Annotated in this window: 23 protein-coding genes; 7 read left to right on the top strand and 16 right to left on the bottom strand. The window is 41.2% G+C overall.

Annotated elements, in window-relative coordinates:
* Genes AACZ87_RS12535 through prmC form a run of 3 tightly spaced genes read right to left on the bottom strand, consistent with a single transcriptional unit; the run spans position 1 to position 1,889 of the window.
* Entirely contained in the window at positions 1-369 is a 369-nt protein-coding gene (locus tag AACZ87_RS12535; protein WP_339867613.1) for a helix-turn-helix domain-containing protein, read from the bottom strand.
* Positions 366-1,004 (bottom strand): hypothetical protein, encoded by a 639-nt coding sequence (locus tag AACZ87_RS12540; RefSeq protein ID WP_339867614.1) that lies wholly within the window; start codon positions 1,002-1,004, stop codon positions 366-368. Before AACZ87_RS12540 ends, AACZ87_RS12535 begins: the two co-directional genes overlap by 4 nt.
* Positions 1,005-1,055: 51 nt before the next feature.
* Positions 1,056-1,889, bottom strand: a complete 834-nt coding sequence (prmC, locus tag AACZ87_RS12545) for a peptide chain release factor N(5)-glutamine methyltransferase (protein ID WP_339867616.1) — start codon at positions 1,887-1,889, stop codon at positions 1,056-1,058.
* A 256-nt stretch (positions 1,890-2,145) separates the two neighbouring features.
* Between prmC and AACZ87_RS12550 the strand changes: the two genes are divergently transcribed.
* Entirely contained in the window at positions 2,146-3,333 is a 1,188-nt protein-coding gene (locus tag AACZ87_RS12550; RefSeq protein WP_339867618.1) for a class I SAM-dependent methyltransferase, read from the top strand.
* Positions 3,334-3,540: 207 nt separating this feature from the next.
* The gene (gene guaB / locus AACZ87_RS12555) at positions 3,541-5,019 is read left to right on the top strand and encodes an IMP dehydrogenase (protein WP_283411993.1); all 1,479 of its coding nucleotides are present in this window, start codon (positions 3,541-3,543) and stop codon (positions 5,017-5,019) included.
* Positions 5,020-5,122: 103 nt separating this feature from the next.
* Here the strand turns inward: guaB and AACZ87_RS12560 are convergent, their stop codons facing one another.
* The 3 genes from AACZ87_RS12560 to AACZ87_RS12570 form a co-directional block, all read right to left on the bottom strand.
* Positions 5,123-5,581 (bottom strand): RES family NAD+ phosphorylase, encoded by a 459-nt coding sequence (locus tag AACZ87_RS12560; protein ID WP_339867619.1) that lies wholly within the window; start codon positions 5,579-5,581, stop codon positions 5,123-5,125.
* Positions 5,582-5,584: 3 nt separating this feature from the next.
* Complete coding sequence (locus AACZ87_RS12565; RefSeq protein ID WP_339867620.1) at positions 5,585-6,052, bottom strand: antitoxin Xre/MbcA/ParS toxin-binding domain-containing protein; 468 nt, start codon at positions 6,050-6,052, stop codon at positions 5,585-5,587.
* A gap of 80 nt (positions 6,053-6,132) precedes the next feature.
* Entirely contained in the window at positions 6,133-6,609 is a 477-nt protein-coding gene (locus tag AACZ87_RS12570) for a GNAT family N-acetyltransferase (protein ID WP_339867622.1), read from the bottom strand.
* A 62-nt stretch (positions 6,610-6,671) separates the two neighbouring features.
* Between AACZ87_RS12570 and AACZ87_RS12575 the strand changes: the two genes are divergently transcribed.
* A complete protein-coding gene (locus AACZ87_RS12575) occupies positions 6,672-7,442 on the top strand; it encodes a type III pantothenate kinase (protein WP_339867624.1) in 771 nt (256 codons plus the stop codon).
* Here the strand turns inward: AACZ87_RS12575 and AACZ87_RS12580 are convergent.
* On the bottom strand, positions 7,439-8,128 hold the full coding sequence (locus AACZ87_RS12580) for a peptidoglycan DD-metalloendopeptidase family protein (protein WP_339867626.1): 690 nt from the start codon (positions 8,126-8,128) through the stop codon (positions 7,439-7,441). The genes AACZ87_RS12575 and AACZ87_RS12580 overlap by 4 nt on opposite strands.
* 68 nt (positions 8,129-8,196) lie before the next feature.
* Between AACZ87_RS12580 and AACZ87_RS12585 the strand changes: the two genes are divergently transcribed.
* Positions 8,197-9,147 carry a pyridoxal-phosphate dependent enzyme gene (locus AACZ87_RS12585; protein WP_339867628.1) on the top strand — a complete coding sequence of 317 codons (951 nt, stop codon included), beginning with the start codon at positions 8,197-8,199 and terminating at the stop codon, positions 9,145-9,147.
* Between the two features lie 96 nt (positions 9,148-9,243).
* Here AACZ87_RS12585 and AACZ87_RS12590 read toward each other — a convergent pair whose 3' ends face one another.
* The 4 genes from AACZ87_RS12590 to AACZ87_RS12605 are packed head-to-tail and all read right to left on the bottom strand — an operon-like array spanning position 9,244 to position 15,030.
* The gene (locus tag AACZ87_RS12590; protein WP_339867630.1) at positions 9,244-10,959 is read right to left on the bottom strand and encodes a GMC family oxidoreductase; all 1,716 of its coding nucleotides are present in this window, start codon (positions 10,957-10,959) and stop codon (positions 9,244-9,246) included.
* Complete coding sequence (locus AACZ87_RS12595; RefSeq protein WP_339867632.1) at positions 10,952-11,506, bottom strand: gluconate 2-dehydrogenase subunit 3 family protein; 555 nt, start codon at positions 11,504-11,506, stop codon at positions 10,952-10,954. Before AACZ87_RS12595 ends, AACZ87_RS12590 begins: the two co-directional genes overlap by 8 nt.
* 55 nt (positions 11,507-11,561) lie before the next feature.
* Entirely contained in the window at positions 11,562-12,962 is a 1,401-nt protein-coding gene (locus AACZ87_RS12600) for a sulfatase-like hydrolase/transferase (protein ID WP_339867633.1), read from the bottom strand.
* 19 nt (positions 12,963-12,981) lie between these two features.
* Entirely contained in the window at positions 12,982-15,030 is a 2,049-nt protein-coding gene (locus AACZ87_RS12605) for an alpha-L-fucosidase (protein WP_339867635.1), read from the bottom strand.
* 133 nt (positions 15,031-15,163) lie between these two features.
* On the opposite strand from AACZ87_RS12605, the gene AACZ87_RS12610 reads away from it, so the two are divergent.
* A complete protein-coding gene (locus AACZ87_RS12610; protein ID WP_339867637.1) occupies positions 15,164-17,404 on the top strand; it encodes a TonB-dependent receptor in 2,241 nt (746 codons plus the stop codon).
* A gap of 174 nt (positions 17,405-17,578) precedes the next feature.
* On the opposite strand, the gene AACZ87_RS12615 is transcribed toward AACZ87_RS12610, so the two are convergent.
* The 3 genes from AACZ87_RS12615 to AACZ87_RS12625 form a co-directional block, all read right to left on the bottom strand.
* Positions 17,579-18,049, bottom strand: a complete 471-nt coding sequence (locus AACZ87_RS12615) for a hypothetical protein (RefSeq protein WP_339867639.1) — start codon at positions 18,047-18,049, stop codon at positions 17,579-17,581.
* A gap of 82 nt (positions 18,050-18,131) precedes the next feature.
* A complete protein-coding gene (locus AACZ87_RS12620; RefSeq protein WP_339867640.1) occupies positions 18,132-20,033 on the bottom strand; it encodes an ABC-F family ATP-binding cassette domain-containing protein in 1,902 nt (633 codons plus the stop codon).
* Between the two features lie 76 nt (positions 20,034-20,109).
* Entirely contained in the window at positions 20,110-21,144 is a 1,035-nt protein-coding gene (locus tag AACZ87_RS12625; RefSeq protein ID WP_339867642.1) for a Fic family protein, read from the bottom strand.
* A gap of 249 nt (positions 21,145-21,393) precedes the next feature.
* Between AACZ87_RS12625 and rlmN the strand changes: the two genes are divergently transcribed.
* Positions 21,394-22,461: a 23S rRNA (adenine(2503)-C(2))-methyltransferase RlmN gene (gene rlmN / locus AACZ87_RS12630; RefSeq protein ID WP_339867643.1), complete on the top strand. Its 1,068-nt coding sequence runs from the start codon at positions 21,394-21,396 to the stop codon at positions 22,459-22,461.
* A 58-nt stretch (positions 22,462-22,519) separates the two neighbouring features.
* The gene (locus AACZ87_RS12635) at positions 22,520-22,996 is read left to right on the top strand and encodes a hypothetical protein (RefSeq protein WP_339867644.1); all 477 of its coding nucleotides are present in this window, start codon (positions 22,520-22,522) and stop codon (positions 22,994-22,996) included.
* Between the two features lie 113 nt (positions 22,997-23,109).
* On the opposite strand, the gene AACZ87_RS12640 is transcribed toward AACZ87_RS12635, so the two are convergent.
* The gene (locus tag AACZ87_RS12640; RefSeq protein WP_339867646.1) at positions 23,110-24,051 is read right to left on the bottom strand and encodes a rhomboid family intramembrane serine protease; all 942 of its coding nucleotides are present in this window, start codon (positions 24,049-24,051) and stop codon (positions 23,110-23,112) included.
* A 2-nt stretch (positions 24,052-24,053) separates the two neighbouring features.
* On the bottom strand, positions 24,054-24,845 hold the full coding sequence (locus AACZ87_RS12645) for a rhomboid family intramembrane serine protease (RefSeq protein ID WP_339867648.1): 792 nt from the start codon (positions 24,843-24,845) through the stop codon (positions 24,054-24,056).

Genomic DNA, 24,845 nt, shown 5'->3' on the forward strand with positions numbered 1-24,845 from the left:
TTATACTACCGCTTTACTTGATTTACCTACCAATATATCGACTGGTAAATCAAGCTTCTCACTTAATCCACGAATCATATCAACAGTCAGGCTTCTTTTCCCCTTCAAAATTTTTGAAATGTTACCTGGATCCCCCATTATGGGTTCCAGGTCTTTGTTCTTCAAGCCCAAATCCTCCAATCGAATTTTAATTGCTTCTATCGGGTCAAGAGTAGGTAACTGAAAATTTTCTTGTTCATAGAGTTTGACTAGAGTTACTAATAATTCTAACTCATCACCTTTCTGTGTTCCTTGTTCAGCATCAAATATCTCATCTATTCTCGCTAGATAGTTTAGATACATCGCTTCATTTTGGATTATTTTAATCATTTGCTAAAGTATTTTCCGTAAGTACTTTCTGCATTGAATGAAGAGCATTGGTTGGTATATACTACGATTTCATTTTCCGCAATTTTATTCCAATGTTCTACAAGTTCCATTTCAATATTGTAACATTTCATCTTCCTAATTGTCAACCCTCCGATTGGTGGCGGGGGTGGAGAAGCGACGGTCTCAAAAATTTTATCTTCTTTATAAACTGCTTCACTGAAAGGGCGGAGGTTTTCAAATTTTTCTATTCGAGTACCAACTATGATATACTTTTCACCAAACCTGAAGACTTGAATGCAGTTGCCAGTTTCAAACTGATTGATAAAAACGAATTCAGTTTTTAAGTTTCCCTTATAAATCTTTTCTACTTTGAATTTTACATCTATTCCGAACTTTTCGCTATCCAAAGTATCTTTTATAGAGTCATTATGATGAACATTTTCAACAGCAGTGCCCAATAAAATATAGTCAGCATTCTTTGTGATTTTTTTTACATTTTTTTTAGTTAGGGACATGCAGGTGCAAGTCCATCCAATAGTCGGAAGGCTTAATAAGAAAAGGATGAGCATTATCCTTTTCAGATATGAAACAAAATGATATTGATGATTCTCTGTTTGTTGAATTTTTTCTGTCATTATTACAATCTAATTACTTGATACTTAAGTCTAGTATCTTGCTACTCAAAGCTAGCGCCTACCTACTGCAATTCTATATTTCCCATTCAGATCTTTCAATATCTGAACTTCGGAATAACCCGAGTTCTGCATCAATTCTGCAACTTCTTCCCCATACTTTTCATTGATTTCAAAATACAGCTTCCCACCTGACTTCAGGAGTTGTTTTCCTTTCTCTGCTATTGTTCGGTAAAAAATCAGTGGATCTTCATTGCTGACAAACAAGGCCAATTCGGGCTCAAAATCCAGTACATTTCTATGCATTTCTGTTTTCTCCTGCTCAGGAATATAGGGAGGATTACTTACCAAAATATCCAGCTCCGAGACATCTGGAGTTTGTGTCAGAATATCACAGGTAGAAAAAGTGACATTTGCATTCAACACATCCCCATTTTTCTTGGCGATTTCCAAAGCTTCCTCAGAAATATCCACTGCGAAAACCTCAGGATTATTCATCTCCAATGCCAATGAAATAGGAATGCAGCCAGTTCCGGTGCCAATATCCAAAATCCTCAACCCAGCTTTCGGATTCTCTTTGATGATCATGTGAACCAACTCCTCTGTTTCATTTCTTGGGATCAAAGTAGCCGAACTAACGATAAACTCTCTGCCATAGAAAGGTCCTTTTCCCATAATATACTGAATGGGCTCTCCGGTTTTCAATCGCTCAAAGTCTTCAACTAGCTTGGTTGGAAAAGTCTCTTCATCAACTTGATCCAAAATCTGAGTTCTCCTCCATCCCAGATGATGCTCCAAAAGCCAACTTACCAGAGATTCTGCTTCCTGTTTCTCATAAATGGAAAGTTTCGAAGCCCAAGAAGACAGAAGCTCTTGAAAGGTTGACATGGTAAGATAGATTTTGGAAGATTTAAAAGTGTAAAGGTATCAAAACCAAAATTTCTATTTTAAACACTCAAGTCATATTCTCAAGACACAGTTTTTCAGTCCTTTTCAAAATCTCATTCTGACAGACTCAGAAAGAAAAACTACCTTTGTGCAGAATTTATTTGCCATGAAATCGAGCACAACTCTAGGGTCACACAAAGAGATGAATAAATGTTGCGAGATTCCATCTGGCCAATAAAGAACAATAAACAAACAGATGAAGCTACACAACAACACCATCCGCGGAGTTCATACCGCACTTGCAGCCATTTTTGAAGAAGGTCAGTACGCTGATAAAGTAATCGAAAGAACACTAAAATCTAACCCAAAATGGGGGGCGAGAGATCGCTCTTTCATTGCTGAGACTACGTATGAGATGGTTCGCTGGTGGCGTTTAATCAATTATTTGAGCCCAAGTAAGGAGCCCTATGATCTTTTTGGAACCTATTGGTTGATGCAGGGACACACACTTCCACCATGGGAAGAGTTTGCAAAAATCAACCCTGATAAGCTTAAAGAAAAGTACGAGAAACTGGATGATCCAGCCAAATTGGAGTCTGTTCCTGATTGGCTTTTTGATCTAGGAAAGAAAGAATTAGGAGACAAATGGGAAGCTGAAATCCACAGTTTGAATCAGGAAGCTCAAGTAGTTTTGCGTGTAAATACGCTTAAGACTACCCGTGAGCGCTTAAAAAACAGATTGGCCGAGGATAATATCCACACCCATATTATCAAAGGTTATCCGGATGCCTTGATTCTGGATGAACGTACAAACGTATTCCGAAATCCTGCTTTCAAAGAAGGTCACTTTGAAGTACAAGATGCCTCTTCGCAATTAGTTGCCGCTGCACTTGCTGTGGAGCCGGGAATGCGGGTAATCGATGCATGTGCAGGTGCTGGAGGAAAATCCCTTCACATAGCCGCTTTGATGCAGAACAAAGGAAAAGTTCTCTCAATGGACGTGGAAGAATGGAAACTACAGCAAACCAAGCTTAGAGCGCGCCGAGATGGTGTTTCCATCATTGAGCGAAAGGTGATTGAAGGTTCTAAGACGATCAAAAGAATGAAAGAAACGGCTGATAGATTACTATTAGACGTTCCTTGTTCTGGCTTGGGAGTTCTTCGTAGAAATCCTGATACTAAGTGGAAGCTGAGTGAAGAGTCTATTGAGAAAGTGCGTCAGACGCAGCAGGAAATCCTCCAAAGCTATCCTTCCATGGTGAAGCCAGGTGGCCAGATGGTCTATGCTACTTGCAGTATTTTACCCTCTGAAAATCAAGACCAAATCGCCAAATTCTTGTCTAGTGAAGCCGGAAAAGATTTCGAGTTAATTGAAGATCAGAAAGTACTAGCGCAGGAAAGCGGGTTTGATGGATTCTATATTGCTAGACTTCAGAAAAAGTAGATTTTCACAATACCTCATTTTACACATAAAAAGAAGTTAGCTATCCACATAATTCAATTTCAAACTATTTTCTTCCTGCCTTCATATTTGGTTTAGACTAGAAACAGGCCAGTATTCCAAATTTATTTTGGAGAGGATTAGTTTGGCATTGAATTTTGTGTGTAACTTTGACGGGCAAATAGGGTTACCTCCATACCAATATTTGCCATGAATAGAAATTCCGACAAGTTCCTCTACGAAGCACTCACCTACGACGACGTGCTTCTTGTCCCAGGTTATTCAGAAGTCCTTCCACGCGACACGAATACCTCTACCCAACTCACCAAGAAAATCAGGCTAAACATTCCTTTAGTTTCCGCTGCTATGGACACGGTTACTGAGGCTGAATTGGCTATTGCCATTGCTCTTGAGGGTGGTCTTGGATTTGTTCACAAGAACATGTCAATCGAGCAGCAGGCCGCGCAAGTTCGTAAAGTAAAGCGTTCGCAGGCAGGTATGATCCTGGATCCTATCACCTTGCATGTAGATGCAAAAGTGAAAGATGCAGAGGCTATCATGCGTGAATATCATATTGGTGGCATTCCAGTGGTTGATGAAAACAAAGTTTTGAAAGGTATTATTACCAACCGCGACCTTCGTTTTATCAAAGATCAAGGTCGACCTATTATGGAAATAATGACCATTGACAATCTCATTACAGCTAAATCTGGTGTTTCGCTAGAGCAAGCTGAAGAGATTCTTCAGGAATATAAAATCGAAAAACTTCCAATCGTTGATGAGGAGTACAAGTTAACTGGCTTGATTACTTACAAGGATATTTTGAAGAGAAAAGACAAGCCAAATGCTTGTAAGGATGAGTTTGGAAGACTACGTGTAGGAGCAGCAGTTGGTGTGACGGCAGATATTGTGGAGCGAGTAGAAGCATTGAAAAATGCAGGTGTTGACGTGGTTTCTATTGATACAGCACATGGTCACTCGAAGGGAGTAATCGAAACTTGTAGAAAAATAAAAGATGCTTTCCCTGATCTGGAAGTGATTGTAGGAAATATAGCGACTCCTGAAGCAGCAATTGCACTAGCAGATGCAGGTGCAGATGCAGTAAAAGTAGGAGTTGGCCCAGGATCTATCTGTACTACTAGAATTATTGCAGGTGTAGGTGTTCCTCAATTATCTGCGGTGTTTGAATGTTCTGAGGCATTAAAAGGTCGCGGAGTTCCCGTAATCGCAGATGGTGGAATTCGCTATTCAGGTGATTTGGTTAAAGCGATTGCTGCAGGTGGAAGCTCCATTATGATTGGCTCTTTGCTAGCAGGAACAGAGGAAGCTCCAGGTGAAATGATCATTTTCCAAGGAAGAAAATTCAAATCTTACAGAGGTATGGGTTCGCTTGAAGCAATGGAGTCAGGTTCCAAAGACCGTTACTTCCAAGATGCTGAAGACAATATCAAAAAGCTGGTTCCTGAAGGAATCGTAGGACGTGTTCCTTTCAAAGGATTAGTTTCGGAGGTTCTTTATCAGTTGGTAGGCGGACTTCAGGCTGGTATGGGTTACTGCGGAACTCAGACTATTGAAGATCTTCAGAAAAACGGAAAATTCGTAAAAATCACTGCAGCAGGTGTGAAAGAATCACATCCTCACGATGTATCTGTGACTAGAGAAGCTCCTAACTATAGCTTGAAAGGATAACAAGCTAGGAGAATAGAAATATTGACAAGAGACCGGCATTAGCCGGTTTTTTGTTTTACTAGCAATAGAATTTTTAATCTTCCAATTTTCCAATTTTAGAATTCTAAGAATTCACCTCAAAACTCACATCCCATTCTTCCACTATTTTCACTGAATTTGGAAAATCAGGATGGAGAGGATTGATTAACAGATTATGCTCACTTGGATAGCTTTTTAAAGGAATTCGACAGGAGGGGATTTTAAGAACAGGAGAAATCATCCCTTTTGCCCAGGCTGTACCAAACTCCTGTGTTGATTTAGGATGGGGCCTATTTTTCCAGTCAGTCGGCAAAAGTGTAGCATCTAATTCCGGTATTTGTCCCTCTATATCAAGTATGACCAGCTTCCACTTACTTTGTGTTACTACTGCCCCTTTAATACTGAGAAGCTCCAGAAAATTAAGGGATGACGCACTGCATCCATAGATAATTGGTGTCCCGTATTGATTCCACCTTCCTGCCCCAATACCAAAGCCGAGTGAACTTCTACCTGCAAGATTTTCAATTAGTCGTAAATACCTCACTTTCTACAGAATAGAACCATAAGACATAGCCTCAATGGCCTCATTCACACGATCGACACCATAAGGATTCTTCATAAGTATCGATGGCTTTTGACCTCCAAGGGATGAATTCTCCGTGTGCAGCCATTGCGATAGCAACTCTTCGGAACCGAAAATCCTGATGCCTTTGGCAATGACTTGATCCATCTCCAAAATACTCTTTGTAAGCATTTTGGAGAGTTTTCTATCTTCTTTGCGCCAGCGCGAAAGTGTACTCGGATCTACCTCTAGCATCTCAGATACATCCTGCTGGGTAAAATCTAAAAAGTCAAAAATCTCTCCTGTATCATGAAATGAAACCGCAACATCATAAACTGCGGCTGGCTCGCTCACCATGGAAATAGCTTCTTGGAAAAAATAATAAGAATCATGACCTGTAAGTATGGTCTCAGCACCAGCCTCTCCAAACGATATTTTCCATGTGTGTGTCATAGCTATTCAATTAACCCACACTAAGTTACATATATTTATCGCAAATGCAATACCATTATATTGCATTTGCAACAAGACTCTTATTTTAGAATTTTTTTGATTTCATAATCTTGCAGGTGGGCGTTTAGCCAGCCAGCTTCTAGGGTGGCGCCATATTTATTGTAAAAATTGATTGCTGGTTCATTCCAGTCGAGCACTTGCCACATCATTCCAGTGCAATTTTCCTCCAAGCCTTTTTTCATGATGCGGTCAAAAAGTAATTTCCCTGCACCATGTCCTCGCTCAGATTGAGTGACTACCAGGTCTTCCAGATAAATACGTTTACCTTTCCAAGTACTGTATCGATAATAGTAAATGGCAATTCCTACAATCTCAGCCGTTTCGTTTTTCTCACAGACAAACATTCCAAAAACAGGGTTCGGACCAAATCCATCAGCTTCCATCATGGCTATGGTATTCGTCACTTGCTCAGGAGCTTTTTCGTAAAGTGCGAGCTCATTTATCAATTCCAACACCCGAGGGAGATCCTCGATTTTTCCTTCTCTTAAAGTATACATGTTCAAAGTTTAATAATCCGATTAATTTTGGGAAAGGCTAATTTAATCAAATCCGAGAAACAATGTTTTTAGCAATAGATGCGGGGAATTCAAATGTGGTTTTTGCGCTGTACGATGAAAAGAATGAAAGCTGGAAAAATCACTTCCGTATCGAAACGCATGCCGCAAAATTCGCTGCTCAGCTTCACAAGAAAGTCCCGATGTACTTTTTGGAGCATGGCATCAGTCCCTCAGATATCAATCAGATCGGGTTCAGCTCTGTAGTGCCAGAGATAAATGAGCAGGTTCTTCAATTTTGTGAGAATTACTTCGGTACTCAGCCTTACCTTATTTCACCAGCAAGTTTTAAAAAGCTTCCGATCAAAAGCCTTCGGCCAAATGAAATCGGTACTGACCTGATGTGCAATGTGATGGCGGGCCATGCTAAGTACAGAAAGGCATTAATAGTAGTGGATTTTGGAACCGCACTCACGTTTACTGTAGTAGATGACAAAGGTGAAATTATAGGGGTAAACATTGTTCCAGGGCTGAAAACTGCGCTCAATTCGCTTTTTCAGAATACTTCAAAACTCCCAGAAGTAGCCTTGAAAATGCCGGAATCGGCACTTGGCCAAAACACCATTCATGCGATTCAAGCAGGGATTTTATATGGATACACAGGCTTGGTAAAAGGAATGCTGGAAGCAATTGAAAATGAAACCAAGCAGAAATTCCAAGTAATTGCCACGGGAGGACTATCCTCGGTTTTAACTCCATTAGCGGAAGTTTTCGAGGAAATCGACAGAAACTTGACCTTGGAGGGATTGCGATTGATTACAGAAGCGAATTCCTAAAGTACTTCGCTTCGCAAAATGAGATTAGGGTCTGGGCAATTCGCTTGATAAATGTCCATGTCTCGCTTGGAACAAACTCCTGGAAAATCACCAAAATTCCCCATCAAATCCCACATCAATTGGAAATGTAAATGCGGGGGCCAATCGCCATTTTCCGGAAAAGGACCAATATGAGCGATGAGGTCTCCAACTTTCACTTCCTGGCCGATCTCTAATCCTTCTAGATCAGACAGAAAAAGATGACCATAAAGGGAATAGAGCTTTTTTTCAAAAACCTCATGCTCTAAAATGATCGTAGCTCCATAATTCCCGAAACCGACATTGTCCTGAAAACTGTGAATTTTTCCTTCAAAAGGAGAATATACTGGTGCTCCAGCTTCAGTCCAGATATCCACACCGAGATGAATATTACGGAAATCAGCTTCTGAAGTCGCAAACACAGCACTTCTACGGTAAATAGCCCTATGCTCTAAATACCCACCAATTCCATAGGTACTGCCGGAGTTCTTGATTTGGGTAGTCACATAATCATCAAATGCAGCAGTATTTGATAAGTCCAAACTTTCTAAATCTGGATTTGATGGACTGAAGTCCAATTTGACACTATTTCCTAAATTCAGCTTTTCTCCCATCACCGGGAAAAAATCCAACGCATTCCAATTCATGTCCTGAAGATAGATAATCATCTCAATCTGGATTAACTATTTCTTCAATCTCTAAATCTCTTTTATCTTTTTCTCTTTAATTTCAGCCCATGAACACTGCTTTTCCAACAATTGAGGATATCCAAGCTGCACACGATCGCATTCAGCCTTTTATTCATCGCACGCCTATTTTGACTTCATCAGCAATCAATGAGATCGCAGGATGTGAGATTTTTTTTAAGTGTGAGAACTTCCAAAAAGTTGGAGCATTCAAAGCTCGAGGAGCGGCAAATGCAGTGATGAAACTTACGGATTCACAAAAATCAAAAGGAGTAGCAACCCACAGCAGCGGAAATCATGCGGCGGCTTTAGCTAGGGCGGCTTCTGTCGCTGGGATTCCAGCTTACATTGTAATGCCTTCAAATGCTCCGGAAATCAAAAAGAAAGCCGTTAAAGGCTATGGTGGTGAAATCATAGAATGTGAGCCTAACCTGAAAGCTCGAGAGACTACCTTGGAAAGTGTTGTTGAAAGAACCGGAGCTACTTTTATTCCTCCTTATGATTTTATGGACGTGATCGAAGGGCAGGCAACTTGCGCTCTTGAGCTAATCGAAGACCAAAGCAATCTAGATATTATAATGGCTCCGGTCGGCGGTGGAGGTTTGCTAGGTGGAACGGCGCTAACGGCACATTACCTAAATTCAAACATAGAAGTAATCGCTGCTGAACCTCAGGGGGCAGACGATGCATTTCAGTCTTTCCATGCTGGAAAAATCATTCCTCAATCTGGTCCAAACACCATTGCAGACGGATTATTGACTTCGTTGGGAGTTTTGAATTTTGAACTGATAGAAGCCTATGTTTCGGATATTCTTTTAGCCACAGATCCGCAAATCATAGAAGCAATGCGATTGATTTATGAGCGCATGAAAATAGTTATTGAGCCTTCTTGTGCTGTTCCATTAGCAGCTCTGCTTGCAAATCAAGATAGATTCCGAGGAAAAAAAGTCGGTATTATCCTTTCTGGAGGAAATGTCGATTTGGGAAAATTGCCTTTTTGAACCATAAGTTGAAGTACAAATCCTAAAAAACCCTCCCAGAATTACTTCTAAGAGGGTTTTTTAACTTTTCAGATTTTAGCTTTTAGACTTTACTATTTATTTCTTGCTTTCATTAACGGCATGATGCGCTGCTCTGGCGGCAAAAGCCATGTAAGTAAGCGTAGGATTCTGTGTAGAAGTAGAAGTCATCGAGGCGCCGTCAGTGACATAGACATTTGGCACTGCATGAAGCTGGTGGTTTCCGTTCAGCATAGATGTTTTTGGGTCCTTGCCCATTCTTACTCCACCCATTTCGTGAATATCAAGTCCTGGAACACGATGATCATCACGTACGGAAATATCAGTGAAACCTGCTTTTTCAAACATTTCTGAGATTTGTTCCTGATAATCTATGATCATCTTCTCATCGTTGTCATCATAAGCCACATTGAATTTCAATGTCGGAAGTCCATAAGGATCAAGTTTTTCTCTTTCTAAAGAAATGAAATTTGACTCTTTTGGAATTGTCTCTCCCATCATGTGCGAGCCTACTCTCCATGGTCCATCTGGAGGAGTTGGATTCAACATATTATTTTTCAGATCCATACCTACTCTAGCATCAGCTACATAGCCTCCACCGCGATAGGCGCTGAACCCACCCGCATAGCCACGAAGGAAATCGGTCTCCTGCTTTTTCACATTTCGGAACCTAGGAATATAGCCACTTGTTGGGCGACCGCCAGTGGTAGTGTATTCCATAAATCCATCGTAAGAGGCACTTACACCAGCTCTGTAATTGTGAAAAGCAAAATACTTACCCAATACACCACTGTCATTTCCTAGTCCGTTAGGGAATCTAGTGGAAGTAGAATTCATCAAAATAGCATTGGAGTTAATTGCAGCGGCATTTACAAAGATCACATCTGCATAAAACTCTTCCATTTCTTTGGTATGCGCATCTATCACCCTTACTCCGGTTGCTTTGCCTTTTTCGTCATCATAGATAATAGAATGAACCACAGAATCCGGCCTTAAAGTCACATTTCCACTTTTCAGTGCCCAAGGAATAGTAGAAGAGTTACTGCTGAAATACCCTCCAAAAGGGCATCCCCGCTGGCAGAGGTTTCTATTTTGACAGAAGGCACGGCCTTGCTCGGTGAATTGCTCGTGAGGACCATTGATATGTGCGCATCTGGCAGAAATCATGTGACGATCCCCACCATACGTTTCCTTTAGCTTTTGGGCAAAATGCTTCTCCACGATATTTAAATCGTATCCAGGCAAAAACTCACCGTCTGGCAATGTGTCTATTCCGTCTCTATTTCCTGAGACTCCAGCGAATTTCTCTACATGACTATACCAAGGAGCTATGTCTTTATAGCGTATCGGCCAGTCCACCGCAAATCCATCTCGAGCTGGACCCTCGAAATCATAGTCTGACCAACGTTGTACCTGTCTAGCCCAAAGTAGAGATTTCCCACCTACCTGATATCCTTTGATCCAGTCAAATGGTTTTTCCTGGATATATGGCTGTTCTGCGTCTTTGACAAAAAAATGCTCTGAATCCTCTCCAAATGCGTAGCACTTCGCTACGATCGGGTTTTCGTCCAATACTTTCTGGGGCAGCTTCCCCCTATGCTTGAATTCATATGGAAGCATATTGGTCGTTGGGTAATCCTTGATATGCTCTACATTTCTTCCTCTTTCGAGAACGAGGGTTTTTACTCCCAGATCTCCAAATTCCTTTGCAGCCCAACCTCCACTTGCTCCAGAACCTATGACAATGGCCTGATAGGTGCGTTCTTGCTTATTTTTAATATTTAAATTAGCCATTAATTCTAGGTTTTTGGGTATCGGAAATTAGGGCGGCACCATTGTATGTGCCTGGAATAAGTGAGTAAGGGATAATTTCAGTTTGAATGTATTCTGAAGCCATGTATCCCTGCATTGTAAATCTCTTGGTTGTATTGAGGAAATAAGAAACTGCCTTGTTTTCTTCTCCTTCTAGACTAAGGCCACTTTGGATAAGATCTTCTTTCTCCTTAGCTCCTAACTTTTCAAATTTGGCTCCGCCTGTATTTTTTGCATAAGCGGGAAATGCAGCAAGTCCTTGGGTGAAAAGTTCTTGATCCTCCTTCTTCATGCAATCATTCACCATTACAAGAATGAAGTCCGGCACTTCCAAGTCTAAGGCTCCTTTGAGCTCTCCGGAAGGAATAATTGTATTGGAAATTTGTCCTAATAATTGTTTTTGCGAATTGGTGACTTTAAGATTCTCGTATGCTACCAGGATATCATCTGAGCTGAAATCACAGGATGGAATAAGAGCCAATCCGCCAGAAATCAATGCAAGATGCCTTAGGGCGATTCTTCTATTCATGGTTTTAATAGGTTTTGGGTTGCAAATTGGGGCTTGAATGTAGCCAAATCAACGATTAATTACCACTTATTTTTGATCGCCTATCCAGAACACCCTTTAGCCAGTCCTCATGAAGCGTTAATAGTTCTGATGCAACATCAGGGTGCTGCATTTTCAGATTTTTAGACTCTGTGCTGTCCTGAGACAAATTGACAAGGTAGAGTTTGTCCTGCTCAGTAAAAGTCAACTTTTTTGCAGGATCCCGGGGATTACCTAGTAGTTTCCATGGTCCTTTTCGCACTGCCCATGAGTTAGTCGTAACTTCTGGGTTACCGGTGGCCCAATGCATCACATCATGTCCAGATTCTGCGTTGTCATAAATTACATCTCTCAAACTGACTCCATCCATCTCTGTTGGGTTTGGCACATCTACTTCAGCCAAATCCGCTAAGGTTGGAAACCAATCCACACTTCCTGCCCATTGATTTCTAACTTCTCCTTTCGGAAGATCACCGCCTGGCCAGGAAATTATCGCAGGTACTCGGATACCGCCTTCAAGCATACTGAACTTAGCTCCATTGAATGGTCCTGCATTTCCCCCGCCAAAGTATGCTCTTTCCTCTGTGCTATGTCCATGGTCTGACTGGAATACGATGATTGTATTATCCAACTGACCAGTTTCCTTCAAGTGATCCAATACATTTCCCACTAATTCATCCAACGTGGAAATAAAAGCTGCATATTCTTTTCGCGGACTTGGTAAATCCTTGTAATGCTCCAACCAACTTGGTCTTCCCTGATATGGATAGTGGGGCATATTGATCGCCCAATAGATGAAAAAAGGATCTGCAGAGGGTTGAGTAAACGCCTTCACTTCCTCCACCATCAAGTCGCCAAAGAATTCTCCTGGCCGATAGATTTCTTTCTCGTTTTGATATAAATCATGAAGATTTGGTCCACTCCAAAAGAAGTAGTGGGAGTAATTATCGATACAACCTCTTTGGTGCCCGAAGAAATAATCGAAGCCTTGACCGTTTGGAAGCTTTTCTGGGGTATGTCCCAAATGCCATTTACCGATGGAAGCTGTTCTATAACCTGCCGGCTTGAATAGCTCCGCCATCGTAATTTGCTCGGTTGGCATGCCTGACTTTCCTTCCGGGTCATGAGCAGGAATATCCACGTTTCCATAGAGTCCTGCATTATAATTATACCTGCCAGTCAAAAGGCCTGCCCGAGAAGGTGAACAAACTGGAGCAACAGCGTAGAATTGCGTGAATCGTACTCCTGAAGCTGCCAACCGGTCAAGATTAGGTGTAGCCAAATCTGTTGACCCATAACTGTTCAAATCCAGTGTGCCCTGATCATCGGAAAGGATTACAATGACATTGGGCTTAGATGGAGTTACTTTCTTTTCTTCTTTGGCACAAGAAGCTAGCAAAAGCACAGCTCCCAGAATTAGACCTAATTGGGATTTCATTTTAATTTACTTTGTGATTTTATTTTGTCAGGATACCTATTTCAGCAAAAGTCGCAGGATTTCCATCTGCAGTTTTTGTTGCTTTCAATCGGATAAAATGTGCATTTACTGCATCAAAATGAACTACCTGTTCTACTGGGCTATTGACAATATTTGAGAATTCACCTGAAGCAGCCTGTTTCCAGGATTTCCCGTCAGTACTTACCTCAAAAACATAATTGGTGATAAATCCACTTGGATATCTGGCTTGCATAGGCATATAAGTGAATCCTTTCAGAGCTACTTCTTCCCCCAGATCAACTGTGAGACTGTTCTCCTCACTGGTGTAGTAGGATCCAGCGTTTTCGTCAATTGCTTTAGCTGCTTTCTCATTAGAGACCCCCCATTTTGATTTTGCCAGATCCACATCAACCCGAAGTGGCTCGCTTTTCTTTCCAGACGCTGGATCTACAGATATGGCTAGCAAAGTGCTTGCTTTTTCGATTTGGAAAGGCTCCGAATATTTCTGACTAGTTTCTCTTGGCTCTGAGCCATCTACAGTGTAATAAACTTCCAAACCTTCATCCGGAGCGCTCAAAGTCACTTCACCAGTCGTAGCTCTGGAATAAGCTGGAGGGAGCAAGAGCTTAGGTGCATTGTAAATTCCAATCTCTGAAATAACAGGAATCTCTTTCCCGTCCGTGAATCTCACCCGAACCTTTGCCGCTGAGACATCAGGGAATCGAAGAATTCTTTTGTGCCCTACAGTAGTTCCTTCAGCTATTTTGTCCCAGTTTCCGTCAGACTCTTTCTCCAATACAAAGGCTTTCACCCGCTGACCAAGAGGTGTATATTCCTGAATTAACAGTCTATTGAAAGTCGTCTCTGCACCAAAGTCCATAGTGATTTCTCCAGTCTTGCCACCATCGGGAGTAGTCCAGTAGGTTTCATAATTTTCATCCTGAACATTTTCGGCTTCATATCCAGCTCCTCGCTCCAAATCTGCACTTATACTTGCTTGGGAGACCAGGTTTACTGAGAAATCCTCTTTTATTTTTTCACCAAACTTCAAAATCGCCTCCACGTCATTTTCATGGATTAGACCTCGTGTATCTACCGGGAAATTGATCAACAAGGAGCTGTTTCTCCCAATACTATTATAGTAGATCTCCATCAACTGTGGAAGTGTTCTGACCTTATGATCTTCGTATTTGTGGTAATACCACCCCGGACGAATAGAAACGTCTGCTTCGGCAGGTACCCAATGCGTCCCATTTTCTTGACCAGTCGCATATTTCTGTGGATAATCAGGCATGCCAGCATAGACAGAATCCCGCATCAAATTTGACCAAGTGGACTCGTACGCAAATCCATGCTCATTTCCTACCCAACGTACATCTGGACCGCCATCGCTAAACAACATCGCTCCTGGCTGTAACTCACGCACTAGTTTGTAGGTATTTGGCCAGTCGTAATACGTCAGTTTATCTACTTTTCTAGCTTCATTTGCACCGCCATAATAACCATCCCCGCCATTGGCCCCGTCAAACCAAACTTCGAAAATATCCCCATAGTTGCTAAGCAATTCCGTCAACTGATTTCTCATGTAGGTGATATATTCCGGCTTGCCATAGTCAGGATGATTTCTATCCCAAGGGGAATAATATATTCCGAATTTCAATCCGTATTCTTCACAAGCTTCAGCGAGCTCCTTGATCAAATCACCCTTTCCGTCTTTCCAAGGGCTGTTTTTGATAGAATGCTCCGTATAAGCTGAAGGCCAAAGGACAAATCCATCGTGATGCTTAGCCGTGATAATCAATCCTTTCATACCAGCTTCAGCAGCTACCTGAGCCCATTGCCTAGGCTGAAGATCAGTTGGATTAAACATCTCTGGTTTTTCATCACCAAATCCCCACTCTCTATCTGAGAATGTATTCATATTGAAGTGCACAAAACCGTAATATTCCAATTCTTGCCAAGCAATCTGCTTTGCATCTGGGACGGGAAGAACAGGGGCAGGTGGAGCAACTTTTTCTTGACAGAAAGTAAGAATCAACAAAAGTGCAGGCCAAAGTATTTTTTTCATAAGGAATAAATTATGTGAGAAAATTAGGGCTTTTGCCTCAAGATTGAAAGAAGTATCTAATCTAAAGACAATAGAAATGACCTTTGGTGGATTCTCAATGTTATCTTCGGGCTAAAGGCTTTAATTTGTGATTATGAATAGAATTTTTACGTTATTATTTCTGCTGATTTCCACTTTATGTCAGGCGCAAATTCAGATTAAAGTGGTGGATTCACAAACTCAGACCCCGTTGGAAAATGTACGAGTACAACCCGAAGCAGGTAAAGCACTACTCACCAATCCATCAGGAATTTTGGCTTTTTCAGGGTCGGAAAATCAGAGTTTCTCTTTCTTCAAATCGGGTTATGAACCTCTCACTGCGGCATTGGGAGAAGGTGAGCATACCGTTGAATTAATCGGAAAATCGCTTAACCTATCCGAAATAACCGTTTCAGCCTTTGAATCTGAGCGCCCACTCCTAGAGCAATCGGCAGCGATCGTAGTTGTTTCCGAGCAGGATTTTAATCGCTTTAACGAAACGTCAATTGTCAATTCATTCAACACCAAACCAGGTGTTCGCATAGAAGAGCGTGCGCCGGCGAGTTATAGAATTTCCATTCGTGGCAGTTCCATCCGTGCTCCATTCGGTGTGCGAAATGTGAAGGTGTATTGGAATGAAGTTCCTTTTACAGCACCAGACGGCACCACTGCTTTGAATTTGCTCGATCTATCCAATATCACAACGGCTGAAGTCATCAAGGGACCTTCAGGTAGTATCTATGGTGCCGGTAATGGTGGGGTAGTGAATCTCTACACTCCTACAAGCGCTATCGGCGGTAGAGCTTCAGCTGATTTTATGGTAGGAGATTTCGGAATGACGCGCTACAGATTGGGAGTTTCTCAGCAAGTGGGAAATGGTGGATTCGAAGCTTCCTACGTTAGCCAAAAATCTGATGGCTATCGTGAGCAATCAGCAATGGATAGACAAGTCTTCCAATTGGGAGGATTTTTCAGGGTTTCAGACAAGCAGGAGATCCGAACTCAGCTGTTAATCTCTGACTTGAATTATCAAATCCCCGGAGGACTCAATGCAGATCAGGTGGCAGAAGACCCAACTCAAGCCAGACCTGGATCAGTAAACCAAAACAGTTCAATTTCCCAACAATCAGTATTCGCCTCCATTGCTCATTTGTATCGTTTTTCTTCCAAAATCAAGAACTCAACTACTCTTTATCTAAACACCAATGATTTCGAAAATCCATTTCTTTTGGATTACAAAAAGGAACTTGGATTTGGTTTTGGAGGAAGAACGAAATTCACCTATGATGGAAAATTAGCCGGAAAAGACCTGAGAATCATCGCTGGAGGTGAATATCAAAGCAGTTTGACGGATGCACAGAATTTTGGAAATGTGAATGGAGTAGCAGACACCGTTCGGTTTGCTGATAAACTGCGGGCCGCTACTGGCTTTTTGTTTCAACAGGCAGAGTGGGATTTGACGGAAAATTTCATGGTGACTTTTGCACTTAGTGAGAATTTCAGCAGCCTGGAAGTGGACCGACAAATCGACGCTTCCGGAGGAGATACTGGTTTGCAAAGCCGGAAATTCGACCCCATTGTAGTTCCACGTTTCGCGCTGAATTATCAATTAAATGAGTTCTCTGGAGTTTATGGAAGTATCAGCAGCGGTTTTTCTCCACCGACCATCGATGAGGTTCGGACAAATGAAGGGAGTTTGAATCTTGATTTGGAAGCAGAAAAAGGGGTCAATTATGAACTTGGCTATAGGCTAGGTAAAGGGAAATTAAACCTGGATCTGACTGCTTTCTATTTCAAGCTTGACCAAACAATCACGACTTATACTAATTTCCAGGGTGTGGTGCTATTCAGAAATGCAGGTTCCACTGATCAAAAAGGAATAGAAGCAGCGATAGATTATGCTTTGATCCGAAATCAAACAGCTTTTGTGAGAGATCTAAAAATCGGAACAGCATTCACAGGGAATTATTTCACATTCACTGATTACCAGAAAGGAGACGATGATTTTTCAGGAAATGAGCTAACGGGAGTACCTCCAAATAACTTAGTAACTAGATTGGATATACGCACCAAACCTGGAATTTACTTGAACTTCACGCATCAGTACGTAGATGAAATCCCGCTCGATGATGCTAATACAGTGTATCAGGATGCTTATAACCTAGTAAATATGCGTTTTGGCTGGGCAAGAAGTTTTGCTGGAAAGTGGGAACTGGAAGCCTTTGCAGGCGTGGATAACTTGACAGATGAGCTTTATTCGTTAGGGAATGATTTGAATCCTTTCGGTGGTAGGTATTATCAGCCAGCGCCTGAGAGAAATTGGTATGGTGGAGTGAAAGTGGCGTTTTTGTATTGATAGCTAGACATTAGTAGCAAGACGGAAGACAATAGATATTAGTAGCAAGATTCGAGAGCCAAGACTTGCGCAACTCTTCATTGCCGTAGCTCCCCATTAGATTGCATAGTTTGCTTGGAACCGAAAAGTAATTTAAAGGGGGCAGGGGATTTTAGAAAGGTGTAGTTTTAGAATTTAAAGACTCAACTCTCTTTTCTTTTTTTTGATCAAATTTCCCATTTCACTATTGTCTGTAGAATAACCTCCAATACTTGTGTAGTTTGGCTCTGTATTAAACCAAACTGTCTTTTCATTGTCTTTGATAGTAAGTTTATACAAAGGAGGAAAGACAAACTGAAACTGAGAAACTGATTCGATCTCCATCCATTGGAAAGTATTCACTTTTCCATTTTGCTTAATCGTTATTGTTTGATTTCCTATCTCAACCACTGCAAACTTATCCTTTATTGAAAGAAAAAGTACGATCAGAATCACTCCAATAATTCCAAATAAACTAGATGAAATAGGACTCATAGCTCCAGTTTTACCATTTATCTCAACTAGGTTTGGAAAAAGAAGTGAGAGCAAAGGCAGTGATATTAATACTAAACCAGCGCCTAATAGCACATATTTAAAAAGTAAATGATAGGAATGATTACTTTCCATTTCGCTTATTTAAATTTCTCTTTTATTTTTTGATAAAGATTGCATCACTCCTGCGTCATTCGCAATGACGCGTAGCCTTTACCTACTCTATCCCGTCCAACTCACTCAATTCCAACCAAGTCAATTCCAATTCTTCCAATTCATAATCGATTTCACCGATTCGATTGGACTGCTTGATTAGTTCTTCATGATCAGCTATTCCTGCGGCTATTTTATCAGTGATTTCTGCTTTTTCTTTTTCCAATTTGGCCATGGAAGCATTCACTTCCTTGAACTCATTCTTCTGCTTAAAGCTGGCTTTTACTTTCGTCGGAGCAATTTCTTTTGCCTCAACTTTCTCCTCTTGTTTCTTTGGTGCTGGTTTACTTCCGTCTTCCGTCTTCGGACTTCGGTCCTTTTCCACTTCCCGGAACTCAGAATAATTCCCAGGGAAATCAGAGATCTCTCCTTCTCCCTCGAATACAAACAAATGCTCCACCAAGCGATCCATGAAATATCTATCGTGGGATACGATGATCAAACAACCTGGGAAGGTATCCAAAAACTCCTCAAGCGTGTTCAGCGTCATCAAATCCAAATCATTAGTAGGCTCATCTAGAATCAGGAAATTAGGATTCTTGATCAACACCATCAGCAGCTGCAATCTTCTACGCTCCCCACCGCTGAGTTTGGCGATTGGCGTATGTTGTTGCTTAGGAGGAAATCCAAACTGCGTCAAAAACTGTGAAACCGTGATCTCAGATCCTCCGGCGATAGTTACCACCTCTGCCACTTCCTTTACGATATCTATCAGACGTTTTTCCTCATCAAAACTACTTTCTTCCTGTCTGTAGTAACCAAAAGCGGTAGTTTGTCCAATGGAAACTTTCCCAGAATCAGGAGCCATTTGGCCCGTGATCATATTCAAAAAAGTAGTTTTGCCAGCGCCATTTGGACCAACGATTCCAACTCTGTCTTTCTTTTTAAAGGTATAAGAAAAGTCATTGACGATGGTTTTTTCACCAAATGACTTGTTTATTTTGTCGATCTCAATGATTTTGTTACCCAATCGCTGAGTTGTCACGGTCAATTGAATATCACGTTCCTCACGCTTCTGAGAGGCTTTTTCTTTGGTCTCTTCGAACGCATCCACACGATATTTTGCTTTGGTGCTTCTCGCCTTTGGCTGACGACGAATCCAATCCAATTCTTTCTTATAAAGGCTTTTGGCTTTTTCGAGTTCTATATCCTCGATCTCCATTCGCTCTTCTTTTTTATCCAAGAAGTAGCCATAGTTGCCTAAGTAGCGATGCACTTTTCCCTGATCGAGTTCTAGGATCTCATTGGTTACTTTCTCTAAGAAGTACCTATCGTGAGTAACCATGAAGAGTGCAAGATTGGCTTTTGCCAAATAGTCTTCCAGCCATTCGATAGTTTCCAGATCCAGATGGTTGGTAGGCTCATCAAGTAAAAGTAAGTCAGGCTTTTCCAGGATTGCTTTCGCCAAAGCAACCCGCTTTCGCTGTCCCCCGGAAAGCGTCCCAACAGGAAGATCGGTATCATGAAGCCCCAATTTGCCGAGTACTTCCTTCACCTGATATTCAAAATCCCAAGCTTGAAAAGCATCCATTTTCTCAAAAAGCACGGACATCTTATCTGAGTTGTCAATACCACGCTCCGCTTCCAGCATTGCCTTGTGATAATCCTCAATCACTTTGAGCACTTCAGAATTACTTTGATCGAAGATTGTCTGATAAATACTCATCGTACCTTCAAAAACCGGGTTTTGATGCACATAAGCGACTTTCACCTGCTGGTTAGTTCCCACCTGACCTGTGTCAGGGATCTCCAAGCCCATGATGATTTTCATCAACGTGGATTTGCCTGCACCATTGATACCGACAAGGGCGATTTTTTGACCTTGGGAAATGCCAAAAGAGATATTGGAAAAAAGCTTGCGCTCACCGAACGCTTTGCTGAGGTTTTCGACCGAAAGGTAATTCATGCCGCAAAAGTAGGAAAAAGGAAGGGGAGAATTGTTTAATCTCTGACAAGTTAATCTGGAAGTTCCATTTACTGAATTAGAAATACGTGTCTACAGCAAACTCAGCCTGCTCAATAAATAGCCTTTTCATGGGCGTAATGTTAGTCTTCTCATAGAAAACCAGCATAGCTTTCTTATATTCAAGAGGATCGACCGTCCGGAAGGAAAGTGGGCAGTAATTCTCTGCTATCAAAATTCCGTTTGAAAGGATTCGGGAAGTTCTCTTATTTCCATCTGCAAAGGGCTGTATGTAGGAGATTAGAACTAGTGTCAGAAAAGCTTTTTCATAAATCGACTTCCTGGAATTTACTAGAACACATGTTTTTTCAAGCGCTTCTTTTATTTCAAATTCATTGTCAAGAGGATTGTAATTAGTCCCGGTGATTCCAACTCTGCGTTTTCGGATATTTCTATTAATACCCAATTCCTTTACCAACAGGCTATGTAATTCTTCAATGAGTTTTAATGACAGATTAACTCCATATTCTGGCTGCGCCAACAGAAAATCAATCGCGTCTTTATGATTAAGTAGCATGACAGCTTCATCTTTGGTTTTTCCCGAAGCTGTCTTCTTTTCTTTTAGAAGTTGCTCAGTCTCTAGAAGCGAATAGGTATTTCCCTCTATTTGAGAAGATTTCCAGCTTAGGTCAATAGCAAGCCTCTCCATTTCTTTCTGGTATTGCAAGGATGTTAACTCGGATGTTTTGCTTTGAAATTTCTGTTGGAGGTCGGAAAGATGATTTTGCTCTACCGTAGTGAAAAGTGTTGTTCGGGATAATTTCTCAAAAATGTCGAAGTCAAATCTTTCTTTTATTGATCTAACATCTTGCTCTACCAAGAAGTAAGTATCCAAGTCAATTGGAAAAAGAATTTCCAACTTTGGAGCTGATGTGTAAGTTGTTGCTTTCCCTTTTCCAAGAGATATAATCCAATTTTCCTTGACTAAGTCAGAAATAATTCTTTTGATAGTTGCGTCACTTACCTCCAAAGCTGAATTAGCACTAATTTCAGCTCGTGAGACCAGTTTATTACCTTGGATGAATTCCAATACGATTAGATGATTCTTGTTCATAACAACTCATTCAGCTCAAAATATACGAAAATACGGATCAAAACTAGTGTAAAGTGAGCCGTATTTGGTGAATTTTGAGACTTTTTTGAGCCGTATTTTAAATTAATGTAGGAATCATCCTAGCGTTTTCGTTTTAAGGAATACCCTCTTGATTCTTGATTCTAAAATCTTGGATCTATAATTTTGACTCTCTAATCTTGATACTAACATCTAGCTACTTGATACTTCAGAATCCCTTACCTTTGCATCATGGAAGCAATTCAGAAAAAAGACATCCGTAAGCTATCTCTGGCGCAGTTGGAAGAATTCTTCTTGGCGCAGGGGGATAAGAAATTCCGTGCTAAGCAGGTATATGAATGGCTGTGGAATAAGTCTTTGAAGAACTTCGATGAGATGAGTAATATCTCCCTCAGCACTCGGGAAATGCTTAAAGCGAATTTTGAGATCAATCATATTCTTGTGGATCTGATGCAGCATTCCTCTGATGGAACGATCAAGAATGCGGTGAAGCTTTATGACAATAAGATTGTGGAGTCTGTATTGATCCCTACAACTAAGCGAATTACAGCTTGTGTGTCTTCTCAGGTGGGTTGCAGTTTGGATTGTAATTTTTGTGCGACTGCACGATTGAAAAGAATGAGAAACTTAAACCCTGATGAAATCTACGATCAGGTGGTGGCTATTAAAGATGAGGCAGAAACCTACTTCCAGCGTCCGCTTACCAATATTGTTTTTATGGGAATGGGTGAACCGCTGCTGAACTATGCGAATGTGCTGGAAGCGATAGATAAAATCACGTCACCGGAAGGATTGGGAATGGCGCCAAGAAGGATTACTGTTTCCACTGTGGGTGTCACCAAAATGATCCGCAAGCTGGCCGATGATGAAGTTCGCTTCAATCTGGCTGTTTCACTTCACTCTGCGATCAACGAAACCCGATCTCGACTCATGCCAATCAACGATAGCAATCCGGTAGAAGAGTTGGGTGAGTCTCTGAAATATTGGTATGAAAAGACCAAACGCAAAGTCACCTACGAATATGTGATTTGGGAAGGAATCAATGACGATGAGCGACATGCCCGGGCATTGGCCAAATTCTGTAAAATCATTCCATCTAAAGTCAATCTGATCCAGTACAATCCTATCGACGAGGGAGAATTCCGACAGGCTAAGCAGGAAGCTGTGGATATGTATGTAAGAGTATTGGAATCGCAAGGCATCATTGCCAAAGTAAGAAAATCCCGCGGTCAGGACATTGATGCTGCCTGTGGACAATTGGCGAATAAGAATGAAGTGGGTGAATTGACGGAGAAGTAATATTTGCTTTCTTCCCTAAAGCCAACTAATTTCTCATTCAAATCTAACTACCCATTTTATGAAAAAGGCTTTACTGATTTTTTGTGCCACGTTTTTGCTCTCATTTGTTGCTTTTGCCCAAACTCAGGAGCAGGGAAATGCTAGATTTCATGGCTATGGTACTTACGGACTTCGCTATCAGAATTTCGGTGCAGGAGCGGGAATTGAATACTTCTTTGTGGATAAATTCGCATTGATGCCGAGTTTTACTTTTGTTTTCCCCCAAGTAGGAAAAGAGAGTAATTTCAGTGCTGATCTTCGCTATTATGTTTCGGAGGGTTCCTCCCAACTTTACTTTATGGCAGGATACAGTCAGACATGGCAAGACACTCAGCCAGATGGCGCGGGTGCAAAGAGAAATGAAAAAGGTGCAAATGTAGGCGTGGGGGCATATATCGCCCTGACTGAAGGAATAGGACTGAGTACAGAATTCCGCTTCCAAAGTCCCTACCCAAGAGAAGTGGGATTTAGAGTTGGCTTAGCTTTACCATTGTAATTTAAAGTATCAAGACGTAAGACTTTAGATATAAGACACTAGAGTCGAGAGCCAAGATAAAAGGGCAAGTTGCAGCAGTCTAAAGTCTTGTATCTAACTACTTGATACTTTTTCTACTTTTTCGAAAACTCAAACAACTTCCGCTTCTCTTCCTTATTCAGCGCTTCGTAGCCGCGATCAGCGATTTTGTCTAATATCTTATCGATTTCCTCCTGAGTTGCTTCGTCAGAACTGACTTGAGCAGGGGTGGATTTTGGGGTCTTTTTGAACGAAGAAAATCCGCCTCCATTAGAAGTTTTAGCTTTGCTGCGGTAGGAGACTTTTACCTTGTTTTTTCTCCCGGATAAAAGATCCTCAAAAAAGATCCCTACTTTCTGCACAGGAACACCCCAATCTATTCCATTACGCAGCTGAATAATATATAAATAGCCAAGAAGTGCCCCACCCAAGTGAGCAATATTTCCTCCAGCATTAGGCCCGATTGTTTGTACGTACGAATAGATAACATAAAATGCGGCTATGTAAACAATTTTTACGGGACCAATTAGCAGTAAATGAAATGTCGTATTAGGGCTTAAAGTAGCAGCTCCAACCACTATTGCTAAAACTCCCGCACTTGCCCCTAACATTAACCCACCATCTACTTTATCATTAAAAAAAGGAAAAAGGTTATAAATTATGATATATAATAGTGCTCCAGACAAGCCTCCCAGAATATACAAATTTGCCAACTTTCTACTTCCTAAAAACTGGTGAATTAATAGCCCAAACCAATAAAGAAAAAGCATATTCCCTAGAATATGAAAAAATCTCTCATGCAAGAACATGTAAGTGAAAATACTCCATGGTTGTGTTATTAATTTAGGCAAAGAAGAAGGTATCATAAGGTTACTCAGAGCTTTGTTGAATAAAAGCTCAGCACCACCCCATGTCATAGGTACCTCGACTATAAGCACAACAAAAAACACCAAGATATTGATGGCAATCAGCTTGAAAAGGCTGTTGTCGCTGTGCTTAAACGCGTTTCGAAGATTATCCCAAAAGTTACCGTACATAATTAATAAAAGCTGTTTCTGTCTTTTTTCCAGAAGTAAATCAAAACACCACCAATCACAAGTCCGCTGAGGTGGGCAAAGTGTGCTACATTATCCAGCGGATTATTCACCAATACGTTATATATGGTGTAAAGGCTGTAGAATAGCACCATATATTTTGCCTTGATAGGAATCGGCGGGAAGAGTAAGAATAATTGCGTATTGGGGAAAAGCATGGCAAAAGCAATCAAAACGCCGAACAAAGCACCTGAGGCACCTACCATTGGCACATTTCCTTGTACTTCGAGAATTGCTTCTAAGGTTTGCTCAGCTTGACTGATTTTATTTGGATCATCGGGATTACGGCTGTAGTCATCTACAAAATCGTAAATCGTCCGTTTGAAAAACCCGCTATTTTCTATCACCAATTTATTAAATGCATCTGGATTTGGATCGCTTTGAAACATCGCAACTTTTTCTTCCAGGTTATTCATCCGGTAAGCAGTATAACCTGAGTAAAGCACACCCGAGCCAATACCGCAAACCATCCAGAGAGTCAACAACTTCTTTGGCCCCAAAAACTGCTCTAGCAAGGGTCCGAAAATCAACAATCCAAACATGTTGCCGAACAAGTGCCAGAAATCTGCATGCATAAACATGTAGGTCAGAAACTGGAAAGGCTTAAAATATGGACTGTGGATATAATATAGCGCAAACCACTGATTCAATTGGGGAAAGATAAATTTGGACACGATAAGTAGCCCAACATTGATAATAAGTAGATTTTTTACTACCGGTGTAATATTTCTAAACAT

This window comes from uncultured Algoriphagus sp. (genome assembly GCF_963974365.1).
Classification (GTDB): Bacteria; Bacteroidota; Bacteroidia; order Cytophagales; family Cyclobacteriaceae; genus Algoriphagus.

What these genes read in the sequence shown, in the direction of transcription:
- AACZ87_RS12535 (WP_339867613.1), bottom strand. Translation starts at nt 369, where the DNA reads ATGATTAAAATAATCCAAAATGAAGCGATGTATCTAAACTATCTAGCG.
- AACZ87_RS12540 (WP_339867614.1), bottom strand. Translation starts at nt 1,004, where the DNA reads ATGACAGAAAAAATTCAACAAACAGAGAATCATCAATATCATTTTGTT.
- prmC (WP_339867616.1), bottom strand. Translation starts at nt 1,889, where the DNA reads ATGTCAACCTTTCAAGAGCTTCTGTCTTCTTGGGCTTCGAAACTTTCC.
- AACZ87_RS12550 (WP_339867618.1), top strand. Translation starts at nt 2,146, where the DNA reads ATGAAGCTACACAACAACACCATCCGCGGAGTTCATACCGCACTTGCA.
- guaB (WP_283411993.1), top strand. Translation starts at nt 3,541, where the DNA reads ATGAATAGAAATTCCGACAAGTTCCTCTACGAAGCACTCACCTACGAC.
- AACZ87_RS12565 (WP_339867620.1), bottom strand. Translation starts at nt 6,052, where the DNA reads ATGACACACACATGGAAAATATCGTTTGGAGAGGCTGGTGCTGAGACC.
- AACZ87_RS12570 (WP_339867622.1), bottom strand. Translation starts at nt 6,609, where the DNA reads ATGTATACTTTAAGAGAAGGAAAAATCGAGGATCTCCCTCGGGTGTTG.
- AACZ87_RS12575 (WP_339867624.1), top strand. Translation starts at nt 6,672, where the DNA reads ATGTTTTTAGCAATAGATGCGGGGAATTCAAATGTGGTTTTTGCGCTG.
- AACZ87_RS12580 (WP_339867626.1), bottom strand. Translation starts at nt 8,128, where the DNA reads ATGATTATCTATCTTCAGGACATGAATTGGAATGCGTTGGATTTTTTC.
- AACZ87_RS12585 (WP_339867628.1), top strand. Translation starts at nt 8,197, where the DNA reads ATGAACACTGCTTTTCCAACAATTGAGGATATCCAAGCTGCACACGAT.
- AACZ87_RS12590 (WP_339867630.1), bottom strand. Translation starts at nt 10,959, where the DNA reads ATGGCTAATTTAAATATTAAAAATAAGCAAGAACGCACCTATCAGGCC.
- AACZ87_RS12595 (WP_339867632.1), bottom strand. Translation starts at nt 11,506, where the DNA reads ATGAATAGAAGAATCGCCCTAAGGCATCTTGCATTGATTTCTGGCGGA.
- AACZ87_RS12600 (WP_339867633.1), bottom strand. Translation starts at nt 12,962, where the DNA reads ATGAAATCCCAATTAGGTCTAATTCTGGGAGCTGTGCTTTTGCTAGCT.
- AACZ87_RS12605 (WP_339867635.1), bottom strand. Translation starts at nt 15,030, where the DNA reads ATGAAAAAAATACTTTGGCCTGCACTTTTGTTGATTCTTACTTTCTGT.
- AACZ87_RS12610 (WP_339867637.1), top strand. Translation starts at nt 15,164, where the DNA reads ATGAATAGAATTTTTACGTTATTATTTCTGCTGATTTCCACTTTATGT.
- AACZ87_RS12615 (WP_339867639.1), bottom strand. Translation starts at nt 18,049, where the DNA reads ATGGAAAGTAATCATTCCTATCATTTACTTTTTAAATATGTGCTATTA.
- AACZ87_RS12620 (WP_339867640.1), bottom strand. Translation starts at nt 20,033, where the DNA reads ATGAATTACCTTTCGGTCGAAAACCTCAGCAAAGCGTTCGGTGAGCGC.
- AACZ87_RS12625 (WP_339867642.1), bottom strand. Translation starts at nt 21,144, where the DNA reads ATGAACAAGAATCATCTAATCGTATTGGAATTCATCCAAGGTAATAAA.
- rlmN (WP_339867643.1), top strand. Translation starts at nt 21,394, where the DNA reads ATGGAAGCAATTCAGAAAAAAGACATCCGTAAGCTATCTCTGGCGCAG.
- AACZ87_RS12635 (WP_339867644.1), top strand. Translation starts at nt 22,520, where the DNA reads ATGAAAAAGGCTTTACTGATTTTTTGTGCCACGTTTTTGCTCTCATTT.
- AACZ87_RS12640 (WP_339867646.1), bottom strand. Translation starts at nt 24,051, where the DNA reads ATGTACGGTAACTTTTGGGATAATCTTCGAAACGCGTTTAAGCACAGC.
- AACZ87_RS12645 (WP_339867648.1), bottom strand. Translation starts at nt 24,845, where the DNA reads ATGTTTAGAAATATTACACCGGTAGTAAAAAATCTACTTATTATCAAT.